The organism is Evansella clarkii, assembly GCF_002019695.1.
GTDB classification, from domain to species: Bacteria; Bacillota; Bacilli; order Bacillales; family Salisediminibacteriaceae; genus Evansella; species Evansella clarkii.
The window spans coordinates 2971848-2993601 of sequence record NZ_KV917376.1; the positions used below are offsets into that span (position 1 = coordinate 2971848).

Consider the following 21754-nt stretch of genomic DNA (forward strand, 5'->3'; position numbering starts at 1 on the left):
AACTGAACCATCTGGGGGAAATCCTTATGTTTAATAAATTTACAGGCAAAAAAAAGAATGATTCTGTGCAGGACAGCGAAACTGGTGTGATGCAGGATAACCTCCCGGGCCACGTTGCGATTATAATGGACGGGAACGGCAGATGGGCCAAGAAAAGAGGATTACCTCGAATAGCCGGACACAGGGAAGGTATGAATGTAATCAGGAAGGTCGTCAGGCAGGCGGACAAACTGGGAATTAATACTTTAACCCTGTACGCGTTTTCCACAGAAAACTGGAAACGCCCCAAGACAGAAGTTGACTTTCTTATGGGGCTTCCGGAACGTTTTTTGAATAAAGAACTCCCTGAACTGATGGAAAAAAACGTTATTGTTAAACACACAGGTTCAAAGGATGTGCTCCCGCCTTCTACTCTCAGGGCTGTGGAAAATGCAGTGGAAAAGACGAAGGACAATACAGGGCTTATTTTAAATTTTGCCCTGAATTATGGCAGCCGTTCAGAAATTATTGAAGCTGTAAAAAATATGTATAAATCTCTTGAGGAAAAAGAGTTGTCCATAGATGATGTAACTGAAGACATGTTAAAAGAGAACCTGATGACAGCCGAATTGAGAGACCCTGACTTACTAATCAGAACTAGCGGGGAAGTCCGGCTGAGTAATTTTATGCTCTGGCAGCTCGCCTATTCTGAACTTTGGTTTACGGATACTTTGTGGCCTGACTTCACAGAAGAAGACTTCAACAATGCAATAAGAGCTTATCAGATGAGAGCGCGCAGATATGGAGGCGTATAGAGAGGAGGCAGGCCTGTGAAACAGAGAATAATTACAGCAGTTATAGCAGGAGCAGGTTTTCTTACATTAATTATACTTGGCGGCTGGCCTTTCACTGTATTAATGATAGCACTCGCACTCATAGCAATGAGTGAACTGCTGAAGATGAAACAGGTCAGAATTTTGTCGCCGATGGGATTAAGCAGTTTTTTTCTTATGCTGCTCCTTTTAATTCCGGATAATGTTTTCACCGTTGACTGGCTGCATGTAGACCAGCTTGAATTGTTTTTGCTTTTCATTGTTGTTCTTCTTGCTTCCACCGTTATAAGCAAAAATGAATTCACCTTTGATGAGGCGGGTTTTATAATTCTTGCGGCAGTTTACGTCGGGCTTGGCTTTAATTATTTTATATATACCAGATTTCTGGAAGAAGGATTGATAATAATCTTTTTTATTCTGATATTAGTATGGGCTACTGATTCCGGCGCCTATTTTGCAGGACGAGCCTTTGGGAAAAGGAAGTTATGGCCTGAGATAAGCCCCAACAAAACGATTGAAGGAGCAATTGGTGGAATTGCACTAGCCTTTGCTGCGGGAATCGTCTATTCCTTATTTCTGCCGATCTTCACTTCTATGGTGACTACATTGCTGTTTATACTGGTAGTATCAACAGCTGGGCAGATGGGTGATCTGGTGGAATCAGCATTGAAAAGGCATTATGCCGTTAAGGATTCCGGGCAGGTTCTTCCTGGCCACGGCGGTATACTGGACAGGTTCGACAGTCTGATTTATGTCATGCCGATTCTGTATCTGCTGGGATTTGTATGAAAATAAGGATAATCCCTGATCAATAATTAAATCCTCACTAAGAAACCGCAGGAGAAAAAGGAGTTCCACATGAAGAAAATCGCATTGTTAGGATCTACCGGATCAATAGGCACACAAACTCTCGATGTTGTCAGGGCTCATCCTGACAAATTTAAAATAGTGTCTTTAAGCTTCGGAAAAAACACAGATGCCGGTCTGGCGCAGGTTCATGAGTTCAGACCTGAAATTGTAAGTGTTCAGACGAAAGAAACAGCAGAAAGCATTATAAATGAACTTCCGTCAGGAACCAGGCTTTTATATGGGGAAGAAGGCCTGACAGAAGCAGCAGCAGGAAACGATGCGGATATCGTAATGAGCGCCGTAATGGGCAGTGTAGGCTTAAAGCCTACTCTTGCAGCGATAGAGGCAGGTAAAGACATTGCAATAGCTAATAAGGAAACACTTGTAACAGCTGGCCATATCGTCACAGAGAAAGCCGAAAAACATGGCGTGGAGCTTATCCCGGTTGATAGTGAACATTCCGCCATTTACCAGTGTCTGGAAGATAATGCTGATAAAGAAGTGAGCAGGATTATCCTGACTGCCTCTGGTGGAAGCTTCCGTGACAAAACGAGGGAAGAGCTTAAAAATGTGACGGTAGAAGATGCATTAAAGCACCCAAACTGGCAAATGGGAGCGAAAATCACAATAGACTCTGCGACTATGATGAATAAAGGCCTTGAAGTAATAGAAGCAAAATGGCTTTTCAACATGCCCTATGAAAAAATTGACGTAATATTACACAAAGAAAGTATTATTCATTCTATGGTAGAATATATTGATGGTAGTGTACTTGCCCACCTTGGCACTCCGGACATGCGTGTGCCTATCCAGTATGCAGTTTCCAAACGGGAACGCCTTGAACTAAAGGGCGGAGAAAAGTTAAACTTATGGGAAATTGGAGCGCTGCATTTTGACAAGCCTGATTTTGACAGATACCGCTGTTTAAAGCTTGCTTTTGAGGCTGGTGCAGCGGGTGGAACGGCACCCACAGTATTAAATGCGGCTAATGAGGTGGCTGTTGCTTCCTTTCTTAACAGAAAACTGTCCTTTTTAGGAATTGAAGATATAGTCGAGGATGCGCTGTCCCGCCACACCCCAGTTGCTTCTCCTTCCCTGGAAGAGATTATCGCTGTGGATGAAGAGACAAGAAGGCAAGTATTAACCTATATGAATTAAAGGGTGTGTTTAAATGAATACATTTATTGCGATCATTATAATCTTTGGCCTTCTCGTTTTTGTCCACGAGTGGGGACATTTAGTATTCGCAAAGAGGGCAGGGATACTCTGCCGGGAATTTGCCATTGGCTTCGGACCGAAAATATTCTCTTTTAAAAAGGATGAAACAGTCTATACAATCCGGCTTCTTCCTCTTGGAGGATTTGTAAGAATGGCAGGGGAAGACCCTGAAATGATACAGATTAAGCCAGGATATGAAGTAGGGCTGCTCTTTAACAATGCTGGAAAAGTAAGCAGGATTATTGTAAATAATAAATCGAAGTATCCTGACTGCAAAATCATTCAGGTGGAGAAAATAGACCTGGAAAAAGAGCTCTTTGTTCAAGGGTATACAGATGATGCAGAGGGGCTTGTTACTTACCGTATCGATGATAAGGCAGAATTTGTGCATGATGAGCAGGCGACGCAAATTGCGCCTTATGACCGCCAGTTCGGTTCTAAGACAATTCCCCAGCGGGCGATGGCTCTATTTGCCGGGCCGATGATGAACTTCGTGCTTGCCATTGTTATTTTGATGCTGTACGGCTGGTTCGCAGGAACCCCTTTAAACGAGTCTTTAGTAGGCGGCCTGGTTGAAGATGGAGCTGCTATTGAAGCAGGGCTGGAAACAGGTGACAGGATCACTGCTATTGAAGGGGAACAGGTCAGCACCTGGGAAGAAATGACTTCCATTATTCAGGATAATCCAAACGAGCCTCTGGAGTTTGAAATAGTAAGAGACGGCCAGCAAATGGAGATGACAATTACTCCCGATGAAAGAACCGGCCCTGAGGACCAGGCAGAAGGCCATGTCGGTATTTTTGCCCCTACGGAAAGAACTCTTATGGGAGCTGTTACTTTCGGTTTTACCCAGACATATGAATTTACCCGGCTTATCATTGAGGCGCTCGGAATGCTGGTAACTGGTCAGTTCTCCCTTGACCATCTCGCAGGGCCGGTTGGAATTTACAGTTATACCGATGAAGTTGCTGCAATGGGCTTTTTAGTTCTGATGCAATGGACTGCGATTTTAAGCGTAAACCTGGGTATTATTAATCTTCTTCCTTTGCCTGCACTGGATGGAGGAAGGCTCATGTTTATAGCTTTAGAGGCTGTCAGAGGCAAACCAGTGGACCCGCAGAAAGAAGGGCTTGTACATTTTATTGGATTTGCTTTACTGATGCTGCTGATGCTGGCAGTAACATGGAATGACATTAATAAATTCTTCCTCTGATGTGAAGAAGCTTTATATATAACGACCACGACAGATAATGAGGTGGCTTTAAATGAGACAAAGTACGTATTTTTCACCAACTCTAAGGGATGTACCAAGTGATGCTGAAGCAAAAAGTCATCAGCTGATGCTCAGAGCCGGATTAATCAGGCAGAGCACTTCAGGTATTTATTCGTTCTTACCCCTCGGGTATAAAGTATTGAAGAAAGTAGAAAATATTATTCGTGAAGAAATGGACAGGGCGTTTGCCCAGGAACTCCTTATGCCTGCTATACAGCCCGCTGAATTATGGCAGGAGTCCGGAAGGTGGGAAGTTTACGGTCCGGAACTCATGAGGCTGAAGGACCGCCATAGCAGAGAATTTGCTCTTGGGCCAACTCATGAAGAAGTGCTGACTTCCATCGTTCGGGATGAGGTACAATCCTATAAAAAACTGCCAATGACCCTCTATCAGATCCAGACAAAATTCCGGGATGAAAGAAGGCCGAGGTTTGGAGTTCTCCGGTCTCGGGAGTTTTTAATGAAGGACGCCTATTCCTTCGATAAAGATTATGATGGACTCGATAAGAGCTATGAAGCTATGTATAATGCTTACATGGAAATTTTCAGGCGCTGCGGTCTTGACTTCAGAGCAGTGGTAGCGGATTCCGGAGCTATGGGAGGAAAAGACACCCATGAATTTATGGTTCTTACTGACATAGGGGAAGATACAATCGCTTTTTCTGATCAGTCAGATTTTGCAGCTAATATAGAAATTGCTCCTGTTAACGTAACATACGAGAAGTCTGAGGAAGCAGAGAAAGACCTGGAAGCTGTGGAAACGCCTGGCCAAAAGACAATTTCGGAGGTCGCGGGCTTTCTGAGTAAACCAGAAGATAAGCTGATTAAATCAGTTCTGTTTATTGTCGATGAAGAGCCAGTTCTGGTACTTGTTCGTGGCGACCATGAAGTTAACGAGATTAAAGTGAAACATCTTTTCAATGCCCAGTTCGTGGAAATCGCGTCAGAAGCTGAGACGAAACAGTATACAGGGACGGTACCAGGCTATATTGGACCGGTAAAAATAAGCGAAGATGTAAAAATCATCGCGGATCAGGCTGTAGAAACAATAGTAAACGGAGTTTGTGGCGCAAACAAAGAGGACACCCACTTTGTTAACGTAAATGTTGCAAGAGATTTCAGAGTAGATCAGTTTGCTGACCTAAGGAATATCCAGGAAGGGGACCCTTCACCAGACGGAAAAGGAACAATCCGTTTTAAAGAAGGGATTGAAGTTGGACATGTCTTTAAATTAGGCACGAAATACAGCGAAGCCCTTGGCGCCTATTACCTGGACGAAAACGGAAAAAGCAAGCCGATTGTGATGGGCAGTTACGGCATAGGAGTTTCCCGGACGGTTGCGGCTATTGTGGAACAGCATCATGACGAAGACGGAATTATCTGGCCTTCATCCGTTGCACCATTCCATATACATGTCATTCCTGTAAATGTAAAACAGGAAGATCAGCTGAACCTGGCAGAGGAACTTTACGAACTGTTCAGAGATGAAAGATATGAAGTTTTACTGGATGACCGGAAAGAGAGAGCCGGAGTTAAGTTCAAAGATGCTGATTTAATTGGAATACCGCTGAGAATAACGGCCGGCAAGCAGGCCTCTGAAGGAATAGTGGAATTAAAAGTCCGAAATACCGGGGAAGTATACGAAATTCATAAAGATGAACTGCTTCAAAAGATAAAAGAGCTTATTTAAACACTTAGCTATAGGGCAGAGTGGTACATGTACCACTCTGGACTAAAATAAATATATTTGAATGAATTTCATATATAGACTTTGCATAAAAAAAGATGAACATACTTTTCGATTGCAGCGTAAGACGGCGACTCTTGCGGGAAAAGCATAAGAAGCTGAAAATCCATTTTTGACGGCGTTCAGCCGTCAAAAATTAGTTGAAGCCGTGCCCGCAGAACGCGTCCGTCTGAAGCGTAAATCGAACAATAAAGTATCATTTTAAGAAAATGTTCGTATTAATGATGAAAATCTTGGATTTTGAAATTTATTCATCTGATAATAAATATCAGACTGCATGAGGCTGCTGCTCAGTAGGTTGTATCTTACCCGTGAGCCAGCCTCTTCCCGCTTAACTGGCGGGAAAAACTATTTTTCGGAGGAGGAACACCTCGATGAACGGTGATCAGCAAATCCGCCAGGAGCGGTTTGAGCTGCTGCTTGAACAGGTAGCAATGCCTGATGATATTGTAAACCAATATCTGCAGGAGGGCGCGATTGAGAGATTAGAAGTTTACCAGTCGGAAAAACGATGGAAATTCACAATATATCTTCCTCAGGTTCTTCCATTTCCTGCCTTCGAGCTTTTCCAGAGCAGAATAAGACAAGGCCTTCAGCATATAGCCAAAGTGGATGTATGTCTTACATACGGCAGGGAAGTTTCCCTTGGAGATTATATTAAAGATTACTGGCCGTTTATCGTGGAAACTCTGCGTTCCTCTACAAACGGTCTCATTCGCCGGCTCCAGGAACAGACTCCGCAGATGGATGGAAGAAAACTACTTATAGCTGTGATGAACGAAACAGAAGCGGAAATGGTAAAGAGACGCCTGCAGGAACCATTTCAGAATGTTGTGAGAGAGCTTGGCTTTGAGGTGCCTTTACTGGAAACGGAAGTAAAGGAATCAAAGGAAGCGATTGAGAAATTCGTCGAGCAAAAGAACGAAGAAGACCATTCCAAAGTAGTCGAAGCAATGATGGAGAAGAAAAAACAGGAAGCGAAAGCTAAAGAAACAGGACAAAGCGGTAACATTACTCTGGGGACGAATATCAAACCTGAAGAAATCAGGCCGATTAGTGAAATTATTGAGGAGGAACGGCGGGCTTCTGTACAAGGCTATGTCTTCTTTGCAGAAACGAAGGAACTTCGCAGCGGCAGAACCCTCCTGACTTTCAAAATAACAGATTATACAGATTCCCTGCTCATTAAGATATTCTCTAATGATAAAGAAGATCTGGCAGTACTCCAGTCGATAAAAAAAGGCATGTGGCTTAAAGTCCGGGGCAGCGTCCAGTTTGATACTTTCGTAAGGGATCTAGTAATGATGGGAAGAGACCTTCAGCAAATTACTCCTGCGGAAAGAATGGATAAAGCTCCTGAAGGAGAAAAACGGGTAGAGATGCATCTTCATACTCCAATGAGCCAGATGGATGCCGTAACTTCAGTATCCCGCTATATTGAACAAGCAAAAAAATGGGGCCATAAAGCGATCGCTGTCACTGACCATGGCGTACTGCAGTCATTTCCGGAGGCTTACGGAGCTGGTCAGAAACATGGTGTTAAAATACTTTACGGGGTCGAAGCTAACTTAGTGGATGATGGAGTGCCTATCGTGTACAACGAAGCTGACAGAGACCTTCAGGAAGAAACATATATTGTTTTTGACGTGGAAACTACAGGCCTCTCTGCCGTATATAACACAATTATTGAGCTTGCGGCAGTCAAAATTAAAAATGGGGAAATTGTCGACCGGTTTGAATCTTTTGCAAACCCTCACGAGAAGCTTTCTCCGTTAATTATTGATTTAACGGGAATTACCGATGACATGGTAGAAAATGCTCCGGAAGTGGACGATGTGGTCAGGGATTTCCATGAATGGATTGGCGACGATATACTTGTGGCACATAACGCCAGCTTTGATATGGCGTTTATTAATGCCGCATTCAAGAAAATCGGGCTTGAGAAAGCGAAGAATCCGGTGATAGATACACTGGAGCTTGGGAGATTCCTATATCCCCATTTTAAAAACCACAGGCTGAATACTCTGTGTAAGAAGTTTAATATTGAACTGGTATCTCATCACCGTGCTATTTATGATGCAGAAGCAACCGGACACCTTCTCTGGAAGATGGTAAAAGACGCAGCAGAAAAAGAGATAACTAAACATCATCAACTCAATGAACAGACTTCCGGTGATGACTATAAGAAGCAGCGTCCTAATCACTGCATTATTTTTGCTAAGAATAAAAAAGGGCTGCGTAATCTGTACCAGCTGATTTCGAAATCACATATTGACTACTTTCACCGAGTTCCCCGGATCCCTAAGTCAGTACTCACAAAACACCGGGAGGGGCTTATTGTTGGTTCAGGCTGCGATAAAGGGGAAGTCTTTGATGCAATGATGCAAAAATCCCCTGAAGAAGTGGAAGAGGTTGCGGAGTTCTATGATTACCTGGAAGTCCAGCCCCCGGCCAATTACAGGCATCTCATTGAAAGGGAAATTATCAGAGACGAACTTGCTTTAAAAGATATACTGAAAAAGATTGTAGACCTGGGGGATAAGCTGGGCAAAAAGGTAGTAGCAACCGGAAATGTCCATTACCTTAATAAAGAAGATCATGTTTACAGAAAAATTCTGATTGCTTCCCAGGGCGGTGCGAATCCCCTGAATAAGCAGACACTTCCTGAAGTTCATTTCCGGTCCACAGACGAGATGCTTGAATGCTTCCGTTTCCTTCCAGAACAAAAAGCGAAGGAAATAGTGGTGGAAAATACTAACTTTATTGCTGATGAGATAGATGAAATCAAGCCTATTCCTGATGATCTTTACACACCTAAAATCGAAGGTGCAGATGAAGAAATGAGAGAGATGAGTTACGGAATGGCCCGGAGCATCTATGGTGAAGAGCTGCCGGGAATTGTGGAAGCAAGACTGGAAAAAGAGCTGAACAGTATCATCAGCAACGGGTTCTCGGTTATTTATCTCATATCCCAGAAACTTGTTAAGAAGTCTCTTGAAGACGGATACTTAGTAGGGTCCCGTGGTTCCGTCGGCTCGAGCTTTGTTGCAACAATGACTGAAATTACGGAAGTGAACCCATTGCCGCCGCATTACGTCTGCCCTGAATGCCACCATTCCATCTTTTTTGATGATGGATCGGTAGGTTCAGGGTTCGACCTGCCGGATAAAGACTGCGAAAAATGCGGAACAAAGTATAAAAAAGACGGACAGGACATTCCGTTTGAAACCTTCCTTGGGTTTAAAGGGGACAAAGTTCCCGATATCGATTTGAACTTCTCCGGAGATTACCAGCCGGTAGCCCATAACTATACAAAAGAACTTTTTGGCGAGGAATATGTTTACCGTGCCGGAACGATTGGCACTGTTGCTGAAAAAACAGCTTACGGGTTTGTTAAAGGATATGAGGATGACAACCAGCTTCAGCTCAGAGGGGCTGAGATTGACCGGCTTGTATCAGGATGTACAGGCGTTAAGCGAACTACCGGACAGCACCCTGGAGGTATTATCGTAGTACCTGATTATATGGACATTTATGATTTTTCACCAATACAGTATCCTGCGGACGATTCTTCATCCGAGTGGAAGACAACACATTATGATTTCCATTCTATCCACGACAATCTGCTTAAACTCGATATACTGGGGCACGATGATCCGACGGTTATCAGAATGCTTCAGGACTTAAGCGGTATGGATCCGAAAGATATTCCGGTAGATGATCCTGAGGTGTTCAAGCTGTTCGGGGGAACAGAAGCTTTAGGAGTCACGGAAGAACAGATTATGTGTAAAACCGGAACTTATGGAATTCCTGAGTTCGGAACTCGTTTTGTCCGTCAGATGCTTGAAGAGACGAAACCGAATACGTTCAGTGAACTTGTACAGATATCCGGACTGTCTCATGGAACAGATGTGTGGCTGAATAACGCGGCAGACTTAATTGCTGATGGCACTTGTGTGTTAAAAGATGTTATCGGCTGTCGTGATGATATAATGGTTTACCTTATTTACAAAGGGCTTGAACATTCCCTCGCCTTTAAAATTATGGAGTTTGTCCGTAAAGGAAAAGGGCTGCAGGAAGAATGGATTGAAGAAATGAAGAAACACGGGGTGCCTGACTGGTATATCAGTTCCTGCCTGAAGATTAAATACATGTTCCCGAAAGCCCATGCTGCTGCGTACGTGTTAATGGCTGTCAGGATCGCCTATTTCAAGGTTTATCATCCAATCCTGTTTTATGCTGCCTACTTCACAGTCAGAGCAGATGACTTTGAACTTGATACTATGATAAGAGGATCTGCAAGTATCAGGAAAAGGATAGAAGAAATATATGCAAGGGGCCTTGATGCCACTCCTAAAGAAAAGAGTGTAGTAACTGTGCTCGAACTTGCACTGGAAATGTGTGAAAGGGGTCTTTCCTTCCAGAAAGTCGATCTGTACCGCTCTTCTGCGACAGAATTTATCGTAGACGGAGACACACTTATACCGCCTTTTAATGCTTTAACAGGTGTAGGTACAAATGCCGCGCTTAATATTGTAAAAGCAAGGGAAGAGAGAGAGTTCCTGTCTAAAGAAGATCTCAGGGAACGAAGCAGAATCACAAAAACAGTCCTGGAAAATCTCGACGACCACGGATGCCTTGACATGCTGCCCGATTCTAACCAGCTGTCCCTGTTTTAATGGAAAAACCCGGTTATGGCGTCATTTGCAAGAGAAAATGGTTTATGTTATAGTAAGATGGAAATACTGGTAATAGTAACGGCGGAAAGAGTGGGTCTGATTCCCACTCTTTCTTTTGTACTCATAGAGGAATGTTAAGAGAAAACTAGCTGTTATAAAAAAATGCTGATAAATTTTATCCTGAATCAGCCAGGGAAAACAGAATAGTTAAGGAGGCAAGCGAATGGCTGGCAATGTAAGGGAAATCACGGAATCAATTGTAACCCCTATTTTGTCCGATCTGGCTCTGGAATTAGTAGATGTGGAATTCAAAAAAGAAGGTAAGAACTGGTTCCTTCGTGTCTATATTGAAAGAGAAAATGGGAGCGGAGTAGATCTTGACGACTGTGCCGCTGTCAGTGAGCGGTTAAGTGAAGAGCTGGATAAACGGGATCCTGTTGAGCAGGCATATTATCTGGAAGTTTCCTCACCTGGAGCAGAAAGGCCCCTTAAAAACGAAAAAGATGTGCAGCGGGCTGTAGGCAAAAACATCCATGTAACAACATATGCCCCAATTGACGGCGAGAAACAGTTTGAAGGGAAACTTACAGAGTATGACGGAGATACACTTACGATTGAAACAAGAGTAAAGACCCGCACAAAAGTAGTGGAAATACCATATGACAAAGTAGCTAAAGCAAGACTGGCTGTTGTGTTTTAATAATTGAAAGGGGGAACCTTGTTAAATGAACAGTGAATTTATGGATGCGCTAACGAGCATCGAGAAGGATAAGGGTATTGATAAAGAGGTAATTCTTGAAGCTATTGAACAAGCGCTGATCACCGGTTATAAAAGGAATTTCAATTCCGCTCAGAATGTCAGAGTGGATATTGACAGAGATAACGGAAGCATCCGTGTTTTTGCAAGAAAAGAAGTCGTGGAAGAAGTGTTTGATTCCAGGCTGGAGATTTCTCTGGAAGCTGCGAAAGCGATCAACCCTCAATACGAAGTGGATGATGTTGTGGAAATAGAAGTAACTCCGAGAGACTTTGGAAGAATAGCTGCCCAGACTGCAAAACAGGTTGTTACGCAACGTGTAAGAGAAGCAGAACGGGGTATTATATATTCTGACTTTATTGACAGGGAAGAAGATATAATTACAGGAATTGTACAGCGGCAGGATCACAGATTCATTTATGTGGACCTGGGCCGTGTGGAGGCTCTTATGCCTTTAAGCGAGCAAATGCCTAATGAAACATACCGCCACAATGACAGGATAAAAGCTTTTATCACAAAGGTGGAAAAGACAACGAAAGGCCCGCAGATTATGATCTCAAGAACACATCCAGGCCTTCTAAAAAGGTTATTTGAGCTTGAAGTGCCGGAAATTTACGATGGTACAGTTGAAATAAAATCTGTTTCAAGAGAAGCTGGAGACAGATCGAAAATCGCTGTCCACGCGGAAGACACTGAGGTGGATCCTGTAGGTTCATGTGTAGGGCCTAAAGGGCAAAGAGTTCAGACGATTGTCAATGAGCTTAAAGGGGAAAAAATTGATATTGTCCGCTGGTCTGAGGATCCGAAGGTTTATGTTGCTAACGCACTGAGCCCGTCTAAGGTGCTCCAGGTTACAGTTAGCGAGGAAGAAAAAATGACTCAGGTAGTAGTACCTGATTATCAGCTTTCTCTGGCAATCGGGAAACGCGGCCAGAACGCGAGACTCGCTGCAAAGCTTACCGGCTGGAAAATAGATATTAAAAGCCAGACAGATGCCGAAGAAGCAGGCATCTATGATCCTAATGCTCCTCTGGAACAGGATGAAGAATGGTCTGACTCCACTGAGGCAGATATACAGTATAATGAAGAAAAAGACTTTGATCAGTAAGGGAGTGGCTTGCTGTGGCTGGAATGAAAAAAACACCACTTCGTAAATGTGTTATCACAAACGAGATGAAGCCTAAGCGGGAATTGATCCGCGTTGTCAGAACACCTGATGGAGATGTGAAAATAGACCCAACTTCAAAGCAGTCGGGGCGCGGAGCATACATTAGTGCCGACCCGGAAGTTATACAGGAAGCAAAAAAGAAAAATATTCTTTCCAGGCATTTGAAAACAAACGTGGATGCTGAGCTTTATGACTTGCTGCTTGCTGAAACAGAAGGGCTGAAGAAATGACAGGAAAAACGGATTGGCTAAATCTGCTTGGCCTGATATACAGGGCTGGAAAGCTTGTCACAGGTGAAGAACTTGTGGTAAAAGCAGTACAAAAGCAAAAACTCAGTCTTGTAATTATCTCGGAGGATGCATCAGATAACACAAAGAAAAAGCTCTCGGATAAATGCAGCTATTATAAAATTCCTTTTTTTATTAGAGGCGACAGAGAAGCAATAGGACAGGCAATAGGTAAAGCCGGGCGGGTTGTCATCGGGATAGAGGACCCTGGTTTTGCTAATAAAATCAGATCAATAATTGAATAACTTTATACTGCTGATGCTTAAGTAAGGCATAACACGGTACACGTACCGCCAGTGATATAAAGTCGGGAGGTAAGTATATGAAAAAAATGCGTATATATGAATATGCTAAAGAAAAGAACGTAAGCAGTAAAGATGTTATAAATGAGCTTAAAACTAAGGGGATTGAGGTTTCCAATCATATGAGTGTGCTCTCAGAGGATATGCTTCAGAAACTTGACAGCAAAGGTAATTCCGGAAACAATTCAGCTGGAGGTAATTCCCAGCAGGGCGGCAAAAGCACCAGCAAGCCATCAGGAAACAAAGGAAACCAGCAGGGAAACAGAAACCAGCCAGGAAATAATAATCAAAACCGCCAATCCCAGAGCAACAGCGGCGGAAACCCAAAAAATAAAAAGAACCGTGGACAGCAGAATAACGCTAACAATGCACAAAACAGAAATAACCGAAATAAAAATAAAAACAATCAAAACAGAAATCAGCAGCAGCATAAAAACAATCAGCCTGCGCCAAAAAAGGAAATGCCTAGTAAGGTGACTTATACACTTCCTGTCACAGTAGGTGAATTTGCAGACAAGATTAACAAGGAACCTTCTGAAATTATTAAAAAGCTCATGTTCCTTGGGGTGATGGCGACGATTAACCAGGAACTTGATAAAGATACGATTGAGCTGCTTGCAGAGGATTTCGGTATTGAAACAGAAGAAGAAATCATTGTTGATGAGACGGAATTTGAGAATATGGAAGAAAATGATGATCCTAAAGATCTGAAAGAACGCCCGCCGGTTGTAACTATTATGGGACACGTTGACCATGGTAAAACAACGCTTCTGGACAGTATCCGGCATACGAAGGTTACTGCAGGGGAAGCTGGGGGCATTACGCAGCATATTGGCGCTTACCAGGTTGAAGAAAACGACAAGAAAATCACATTTCTTGATACACCTGGCCACGCGGCATTTACAACAATGCGTGCACGGGGAGCTCAGGTAACAGACATTACTATCCTCGTTGTGGCAGCAGATGACGGAGTGATGCCTCAGACTGTTGAAGCGATTAACCATGCTAAAGCTGCAGATGTTCCAATTATCGTTGCCGTCAACAAAATGGATAAAGAAGCAGCTAACCCGGATCGTGTTATGCAGGAATTAACAGAGCATGGCCTGGTTGCCGAAGCATGGGGCGGGGACACTATCTTTGTAAATGTTTCTGCACTCAACGGAGAAGGAATTGAAGAACTGCTTGAAATGATCCTTCTTGTTTCTGAAGTAGGAGAGTTGAAGGCAAACCCTGATAAACCTGCGAGAGGAACGGTCGTTGAAGCTGAACTTGACCGGGGACGTGGACCGGTTGCTACACTCCTTGTACAGGCCGGAACACTTAAAGTTGGCGATCCTATTGTAGTTGGCAGCACTTTCGGAAGAGTAAGGGCTATGGTAAATGATCTTGGACGCCGTGTGAAAACTGCAGGGCCGTCCACCCCAGTGGAAATAACAGGACTTAACGCAGTTCCTCAGGCTGGTGACCAGTTCCTTGTTTTTGAAGATGAGAAAAAAGCGCGGCAAATAGGAGAAGCGCGAGCGACGAAACAGCGTGAGGCTGATCGGCGCGAGTCCTCGAAGGTAAGCCTGGATGATCTGTTTAATCAGATACAGCAAGGGGACATCAAAGAAATAAACGTAATTATTAAAGCTGATGTGCAAGGTTCTGTTGAAGCGATGCGCGGCTCCCTGGAAAAGATTGATGTGGAAGGCGTAAAAGTAAATATTATCTCTACAGGTGCCGGCGCCATAAGCGAAACAGACGTGATTCTGGCAAGTGCTTCCAATGCTGTAATAATCGGTTTTAATGTGCGTCCTGATGTGAATGCTAAGCGTACTGCAGATGCAGAAAAAGTTGACATCCGTCTCCATCGTGTAATTTATGACGCTATTGAAGAAATAGAAGCGGCAATGAAAGGAATGCTTGATCCTGAGTTCGAAGAGAAAGTAATCGGCCAGGCTGAAGTGCGCCAGACATTTAAAGTTTCTAAAATCGGCATGATTGCCGGCTCATACGTGACAGACGGCAAGCTTACAAGAGACGCAACTGTCCGCCTGATCCGTGACGGAGTTGTAGTGCACGAAGGCGCTATCCGCGACTTAAAACGTTTTAAAGATGATGTGAAAGAAGTTGCGCAAAACTATGAGTGTGGTATTACGCTTGAGAATTATAATGACGTTAAAGAAGGCGACATTATTGAAGCGTATGTCATGGAGGAAATTAAACGTTGATTATAGGTTCCGTCATTGTAGATGCAGTCATATACAATGCGCAATCTTTAAAAGATAAAAGGGCGGTTCTTCAGAGTATTGGGTCGCGAATCCGCCAGCAATACAATGTCTCTCTGGTGGAATCAGACCATCAGGATGTTTGGCAGCGGACAGAATGGGCAATCGTATCCGTAGGAACAGCCAGAACCCAGGCTGAAAAAGAATTGCAGCGGGCTTTGGCGGTCATTGATAACCATCATAGTCTGGAAGTAACGAATATAACCTGGGAATGGTTATAAAGCGGCGTATCTATCCATTGACAGGGGTGTTGTAAAAAATGAGTAATGTTCGAGCCAATCGAGTTGGAGAGCAAATTAAAAAGGAACTTACAGATATAATTCAGAGGGAGCTGAAAGATCCCCGCATTGGATTCATTACTGTTACTGCAGTCGAAGTAACTGGCGATTTGCAGCAGGCAACAGCTTATATAACCGTATTTGGTGACGAAGATCAGCGTGCAAAAACTCTCCAGGGCCTTTCAAAGGCTAACGGTTTTATCAGGTCTGAAATCGGTAAACGAATTCAGCTGCGGAAAACTCCTGAGCTTTCTTTTAAGTTCGATGAAAGCATCGAACGTGGCAACAGAATTGAAGAACTGCTCAGAAAGCTCAATCAGGAAGAGAAATAATGATGCGAGGGTGTCCCAGTTCTTATGGAGACACCCTCTTTTTCAATTATTTTTAACCCTTTTACAAAGAATAACAAAGTATACATATCTCTTCGGATATACAGGCTATTGCGGCCAGGACACCGTGTTGCCGATAATGGCTCCCAAACCTGCGAAAGGATCCAAATGACCGCAAAATAACAATTTATTATTAAAGAGGTGAAGCAATCGTGAATAATGACAGAACGAGCGGGGTTCTCCCCCTGTGGAAGCCAGCCGGAATGACTTCCTTTGCAGCAGTTCAGGAAGTAAAAAAAATATTTCAGACAAAAAAAGCCGGACATACCGGCACTCTGGACCCTGACGTAGACGGTGTACTTCCAGTCTGCCTTGGAAGGGCTACAAAACTGGTCGAATATTTGACCGCCTCTGAAAAAATATATGAAGGGGAAGTAACGATCGGAACTTCCACAACAACAGAAGATAAGTCCGGGGATATCGTGGAGGAAAAAGCAGTGGAGCGTGAAATCACGGAAGCAGAAATTGAAGAAGTGCTTTCCAGCCTCCGTGGTGAAATCACTCAGATTCCTCCTATGTTTTCAGCTGTGAAAGTAAAAGGGAAAAGGCTTTATGAGTATGCAAGGGAAGGACTGACTGTGGAAAGGCCAGAAAGACAGGTAATAATATTTGAACTTGTCCGCACCTCTTCTCCAGCAGTAAAAGCTGACGGCCAGGTTTCTTTCCGCTTCAGAGCCAGGTGCAGTAAAGGTACTTATATTCGGACACTTTCTGTTACTATCGGAGAAAAGCTTGGCTATCCTGCTCATATGTCTGATTTAACGAGAACAGGCTCTGGCAGGTTCTTTGCCGAGGATTGTTTAACATTTGAAAGGCTGAAAGAGCTTAAGGAAGACGATGCCCTTTCTTCTGCCCTGTTTTCTATCGAAGAGTCCCTCTCGGAATTCCCTAAGGCCGTTATCAGCCCTGAGACGGAAGAAAAAGTGATGAATGGGGCGATTTTGCCTGCTTCAGTGATAAACGTAGACGAAAGCCTTGTGGCTCTGTATAATCAACAGGGGGAATGCTTGGCATTATACCAAAAGCATCCGAAACGCATCGGAATGATTAAACCTGCTAAAATGCTTAAAGCAGCAGATGCATAACGTTAGAAACAACTGAGGTGGCAGCATTGGAAACAATATATACTGAACATCCCGATTATCCAGGAGAACTGCCTGATATTGCTCTTGCGCTGGGCTTTTTTGACGGTGTTCATAAAGGGCATAAGGAAGTTATCCTTAAGGCAAAGGAAGAGGCTGAAAAACGAGGCTTCCGCAGTGGTGTAATGACTTTTTTTCCTCATCCGAAAGAGGTTTTGAGAGGTGAAAAAGTCAATTACTTAACCACTCTCGCAGATAAACAGAAACTAATTGAAGACCTGGGAATAGATTACCTCATCGTAGTAAAGTTTAATAAAAATTTTTCGGAGCTTACTCCTCAGCAGTTCGTTGATGATTATTTAATAAGGCTGAACGTAAAGCACGTTGTTGCCGGGTTTGATTACTCATATGGACGTCTTGGAAAAGGAACGATGGAGACGCTTCCATTTCATTCCAGAGGTAAACTTACTGCTTCTGTTGTCGAAAAAGTTACGTCGGGAGAAGAGAAAATTAGTTCTACAAATATAAGGACCGCTCTCTCTGATGGTAATATAGAAAAAGTAAACAAATACCTGGACCGTGTCTATTCAGTATCCGGAAAAGTGGTAGAAGGGGAACAAAGGGGAAGAACGATCGGGTTTCCAACAGCGAATGTAAAGCCCATTGAAAGAAGCTGTGTCCCGGGTACCGGAGTGTATGTAACAGAGCTTTACACGGAAGGGAAGTGGCACAGATCCATATGTAACATTGGCTATAAGCCTACCTTCCATGACAGCTCAGAAGGTGAACCTGTCATAGAAGTCCATATACTGGATTTTAATAAGTATATATATGGGGAAGAAGTGGCTGTCCGGTGGCACCGGAAGCTGCGCGGGGAAATCAAATTTTCCTCCGTGGAAGACTTAATCAAACAGCTTCACAAGGACGCAGACCAGGCCAGGGATTTTTTTGAAAAGCACTCCTGATGAACTGCAGAAGGATAGATAAGGGGTTTGTTGGCAATAATAAAAATTAATGAGTATGTCGTTAGCTCAGAATGATTAAATAATTCATGTTATACAAGAGTGGTTGAGGAGAGCGGAACGAATGAGACTCCTTCGGGAAAAGCAACATGTTTTCATGCGACGAGTAACCGCAGGAGCAGGTGAAGACCCCGCAGGGCGCAGTTCCCGAGGAGGCTGAGGCGTTGCCCGAGGAAAGCGAATTCGTGTAGTTCTCTTCAACACACTTTTTAAGTAACAATCATAATTCTGGGCAAAAGGGATACTCAATTGAATCAATTTCATAATTCAGGATTTTTATATTTAATACGAACGTTACCTTAAGATGTTACTTTGTTATTCGATTTACGCTTCAGACGGACGTGTTCTGCGGGCACGGCTTCAACTAATTTTTGACGACTAACGCCGTCAAAAATGGATTTTCAGCTTCTCATGCTTTTCCCGCCAGAGTCGCCGTCTTACGCTGCAATCGAAAAGTATGTTCGGCTTTTCTTTTTACCAAGCCTATATATGAAATTCATTCAATTAAAAATAAATTTACATTCATTTGCAATAACACTTGAAAAACACTTTAAATACTAGTATGCTAATAGATGTTCTATTAACCATAGCTTGGCGGAGCGATTCACCAACGCCCGCGAGGCAAATGGGGATTATATGAAGGAGGTGGAACGGATGGCATTAACACAAGAACGCAAAAATGAAATCATCGGGGAGTACAAAACTCATGAAAATGACACTGGTTCTCCTGAGGTTCAAGTAGCTATCCTTACTGAGCAAATTAACACACTTAACGACCATTTAAGAACTCATAAGAAGGATCACCACTCACGCCGTGGTCTTTTGAAAATGGTTGGTCAGCGTCGTAACCTGCTTACGTATCTTCGTAACAAAGACGTTACACGCTACCGTGAGCTCATTAACAAACTAGGTCTGCGTCGATAATCACGAAAAAGCGGGAGTAATCCCGCTTTTTTTGTACTTATAATATATTTTCTTAGTAAGAGGGCTGAAATCATAGTTCTTGCAGGTTTTCAGGTAATTTAGCGGAGCCTGGACAGTTTGAGTTTTAGAAAGTGGAACTGTGGATAATACTAATAATAAAGTGTACTTAAAGTACAAGAGTATTTCTTATTGGCAAAATATTTGTTATTATAGTCCGTAGGGAACTTTACAGGAGAAACTTTCCAAACTTCCGTCAAATTTAGACGGAAAACCGCCAATTTACTGGTACATATGTCATTGCCGGCAATTAAATGTAAATATCGAATGATCCCATAAGGCTGAAATGTTCCATATTATCCGGCAGGCAAAGAAAACGACAAAATTTTTATTAATAATAGTCTATATTAATGGACGAGAGGAGTACTCGCAGTATGACACAGGAAAACCAATCTTTTTCAATTGAGTGGGCTGGACGGACACTGACTTTCGAGACAGGGAAATTCGCCAAACAGGCTAATGGTGCTGTGCTTGTCAGATACGGTGACACTGCCGTTTTATCCACAGCTACTGCTTCAAAGGAACCGAAGGATCTGCCGTTTTTCCCATTGACAGTAAACTATGAGGAGCGTTTATATGCTGCCGGAAAAATTCCGGGAGGCTTCATTAAACGGGAGGGGCGTCCGAGTGACCATGCGGTTTTAACAAGCCGTCTTATCGACCGTCCGATTCGTCCTCTGTTTCCGGATGGCTTCAGAAACGATGTACAGGTAATCAGTATAGTAATGAGTAATGACCAGGACGCATCTGCAGAAATGGCTGCTATGGTTGGCTCATCCCTGGCGCTGAGCATTTCGGACATTCCTTTTTCCGGTCCGATTGCAGGTGTTACTGTAGGGCGAATCAACGAGGAGTTTATCGTTAACCCTACCCCTGAACAGCTTGATAAGAGTGATATTGAGCTCGTAGTAGCTGGTACAAAAGACGCTATCAACATGGTGGAGGCAGGTGCTCAGGAAGTACCTGAAGAAACAATGCTTGAAGCTATTATGTACGGCCACGAAGAAATTAAGAAAATTATTGCCTTCCAGGAAGAAATCGTGGAAAAAGTCGGTAAAGAAAAGCGTGATGTACAACTTCTTCAGACAGACAAGGAACTTGAAGAAGAGATCCGCGACAAAGTAGGCGATGATTTAAGAGAAGCTGCCCTTGTTGTTGAAAAGCATGCCAGGGAAGATGCTATCAAAGCAGTAGTGGACAGGGTAACAGAAGAATATGTTACAGAAGAAGAGGACCGTTCTTCCGACGCGAAAGAAGTAATGGACAAGCTTTTAAAAGAAACTGTCCGAACACTTATTACAAAAGATAAAATCCGTCCGGATGGCCGTAAAGTGGACGAAATCCGCCAGCTGAATTCAGAAGTGGATGTCCTGCCGCGTACACATGGTTCCGGTTTGTTTGTAAGAGGGCAGACTCAGGCATTAAGTGTTTGTACTCTCGGAGCACTTGGAGATGTACAAATTCTTGACGGACTTGGTATTGAAGAATCAAAACGTTTTATGCACCATTATAACTTCCCGCAGTTCAGTGTTGGGGAGACAGGTCCAATCCGTGGGCCAGGACGCCGGGAAATAGGACATGGAGCACTCGGTGAGCGTGCACTGGAACAGGTAATCCCATCTGAAGATGAGTTCCCATATACAATCAGATTAGTGTCAGAGGTGCTTGAATCAAACGGATCAACGTCACAGGCCAGCATCTGTGCAAGCACACTGGCTATGATGGCCGCGGGAGTTCCGATTAAAGCTCCGGTAGCAGGTATTGCAATGGGGCTCGTTAAGCAGGATGACGACGTTTCAGTTCTTACTGACATTCAGGGAATGGAAGATGCGCTGGGCGACATGGACTTTAAGGTGGCAGGTACGAAGAAAGGTATTACTGCTCTGCAGATGGATATCAAAATCTCCGGGATCAACAGAGAAATCCTCCAGGAAGCTCTTGAGCAGGCTAAAACCGGCAGGATGAAAATCCTCGAGAATATGCTTAATGCTATTCCTGAGTCCCGCAGTGAGCTAAGCAAGTATGCGCCGAAGATTCTGACTATGATGATTAACCCTGATAAAATTCGTGATGTCATTGGGCCTAGCGGTAAAATGATTAATCAGATCATCGAGGATACAGGTGTGAAGATCGATATAGAACAGGATGGGAAAGTATACATTGCTTCTGCTGACAACGAAATGAACTTAAAAGCGAAGTCAATTATTGAAGATATCGTCAGGGAAGTGGAAGTCGGTCAGACCTATTTAGGAAAAGTTAAGCGAATTGAGAAATTCGGTGCCTTCGTAGAGCTGTTTAAAGGCAAAGATGGCCTCGTCCATATTTCCCAGCTGGCAAAAGAACGTGTTAACAAAGTAGAGGATGTCGTTTCTATCGGTGACGAGGTTCTTGTAAAGGTAACGGAAATTGATAATCAGGGCCGTGTTAACCTTTCAAGAAAAGCTCTTCTTAATGACGATAAGGAATAACACTTACGTAAAAAGACTGGGTGGATTCCCGGTCTTTTTTTGCAGTCAGCGATACTAACTTATCTGCAGGAATACTAAGAGCGGAGGCTGTTTTCCCTCTTCTTGGACAACACGCATGCCTTTTGTTCTATCTTGTCCCCCTTCCGCATAAAGCTTTAGGTGAGGGGGGATA

At 43.5% G+C, this 21754-nt stretch carries 17 protein-coding genes; all 17 read left to right on the forward strand.

Annotation, left to right across the window (positions count from 1 at the left end; genetic code table 11):
* Window positions 1–26 precede the first annotated feature (26 nt).
* The 17 genes from BK582_RS13840 (at window position 27) to pnp (ending at window position 21582) form a co-directional block, all read left to right on the forward strand.
* The gene (locus BK582_RS13840; RefSeq protein WP_078595624.1) at window positions 27–794 is read left to right on the forward strand and encodes an isoprenyl transferase; all 768 of its coding nucleotides are present in this window, start codon (window positions 27–29) and stop codon (window positions 792–794) included.
* 15 nt (window positions 795–809) lie between these two features.
* Window positions 810–1601, forward strand: a complete 792-nt coding sequence (locus tag BK582_RS13845; protein ID WP_078595625.1) for a phosphatidate cytidylyltransferase — start codon at window positions 810–812, stop codon at window positions 1599–1601.
* A 69-nt stretch (window positions 1602–1670) separates the two neighbouring features.
* The gene (locus BK582_RS13850) at window positions 1671–2819 is read left to right on the forward strand and encodes a 1-deoxy-D-xylulose-5-phosphate reductoisomerase (RefSeq protein WP_078595626.1); all 1149 of its coding nucleotides are present in this window, start codon (window positions 1671–1673) and stop codon (window positions 2817–2819) included.
* 13 nt (window positions 2820–2832) lie between these two features.
* Window positions 2833–4092 carry an RIP metalloprotease RseP gene (rseP, locus tag BK582_RS13855; RefSeq protein WP_078595627.1) on the forward strand — a complete coding sequence of 420 codons (1260 nt, stop codon included), beginning with the start codon at window positions 2833–2835 and terminating at the stop codon, window positions 4090–4092.
* Between the two features lie 52 nt (window positions 4093–4144).
* Window positions 4145–5842 (forward strand): proline--tRNA ligase, encoded by a 1698-nt coding sequence (locus BK582_RS13860; protein WP_078595628.1) that lies wholly within the window; start codon window positions 4145–4147, stop codon window positions 5840–5842.
* A 431-nt stretch (window positions 5843–6273) separates the two neighbouring features.
* Window positions 6274–10578 (forward strand): PolC-type DNA polymerase III, encoded by a 4305-nt coding sequence (locus BK582_RS13865; RefSeq protein ID WP_078595629.1) that lies wholly within the window; start codon window positions 6274–6276, stop codon window positions 10576–10578.
* A gap of 223 nt (window positions 10579–10801) precedes the next feature.
* Window positions 10802–11278: a ribosome maturation factor RimP gene (gene rimP, locus BK582_RS13870; RefSeq protein WP_078595630.1), complete on the forward strand. Its 477-nt coding sequence runs from the start codon at window positions 10802–10804 to the stop codon at window positions 11276–11278.
* Window positions 11279–11303: 25 nt separating this feature from the next.
* On the forward strand, window positions 11304–12443 hold the full coding sequence (gene nusA / locus BK582_RS13875) for a transcription termination factor NusA (protein ID WP_078595631.1): 1140 nt from the start codon (window positions 11304–11306) through the stop codon (window positions 12441–12443).
* Between the two features lie 14 nt (window positions 12444–12457).
* Window positions 12458–12733, forward strand: a complete 276-nt coding sequence (gene rnpM, locus BK582_RS13880) for an RNase P modulator RnpM (RefSeq protein ID WP_078595632.1) — start codon at window positions 12458–12460, stop codon at window positions 12731–12733.
* On the forward strand, window positions 12730–13035 hold the full coding sequence (locus BK582_RS13885) for a YlxQ family RNA-binding protein (protein ID WP_078595633.1): 306 nt from the start codon (window positions 12730–12732) through the stop codon (window positions 13033–13035). The genes rnpM and BK582_RS13885 overlap by 4 nt, the downstream gene beginning before the upstream one ends.
* 77 nt (window positions 13036–13112) lie before the next feature.
* Complete coding sequence (gene infB, locus BK582_RS13890; protein WP_078595634.1) at window positions 13113–15305, forward strand: translation initiation factor IF-2; 2193 nt, start codon at window positions 13113–13115, stop codon at window positions 15303–15305.
* A complete protein-coding gene (locus tag BK582_RS13895; RefSeq protein ID WP_414457985.1) occupies window positions 15302–15583 on the forward strand; it encodes a DUF503 domain-containing protein in 282 nt (93 codons plus the stop codon). Before infB ends, BK582_RS13895 begins: the two co-directional genes overlap by 4 nt.
* Window positions 15584–15621: 38 nt before the next feature.
* Window positions 15622–15972, forward strand: a complete 351-nt coding sequence (rbfA, locus tag BK582_RS13900; RefSeq protein WP_078595635.1) for a 30S ribosome-binding factor RbfA — start codon at window positions 15622–15624, stop codon at window positions 15970–15972.
* A gap of 209 nt (window positions 15973–16181) precedes the next feature.
* Window positions 16182–17114, forward strand: a complete 933-nt coding sequence (truB, locus tag BK582_RS13905; protein WP_078595636.1) for a tRNA pseudouridine(55) synthase TruB — start codon at window positions 16182–16184, stop codon at window positions 17112–17114.
* A 17-nt stretch (window positions 17115–17131) separates the two neighbouring features.
* The gene (gene ribF, locus BK582_RS13910; RefSeq protein ID WP_420841230.1) at window positions 17132–18076 is read left to right on the forward strand and encodes a riboflavin biosynthesis protein RibF; all 945 of its coding nucleotides are present in this window, start codon (window positions 17132–17134) and stop codon (window positions 18074–18076) included.
* Between the two features lie 711 nt (window positions 18077–18787).
* Window positions 18788–19057 (forward strand): 30S ribosomal protein S15, encoded by a 270-nt coding sequence (rpsO, locus tag BK582_RS13915; protein ID WP_078595638.1) that lies wholly within the window; start codon window positions 18788–18790, stop codon window positions 19055–19057.
* A 431-nt stretch (window positions 19058–19488) separates the two neighbouring features.
* Window positions 19489–21582 (forward strand): polyribonucleotide nucleotidyltransferase, encoded by a 2094-nt coding sequence (pnp, locus tag BK582_RS13920; RefSeq protein ID WP_078595639.1) that lies wholly within the window; start codon window positions 19489–19491, stop codon window positions 21580–21582.
* Window positions 21583–21754 lie beyond the last annotated feature (172 nt).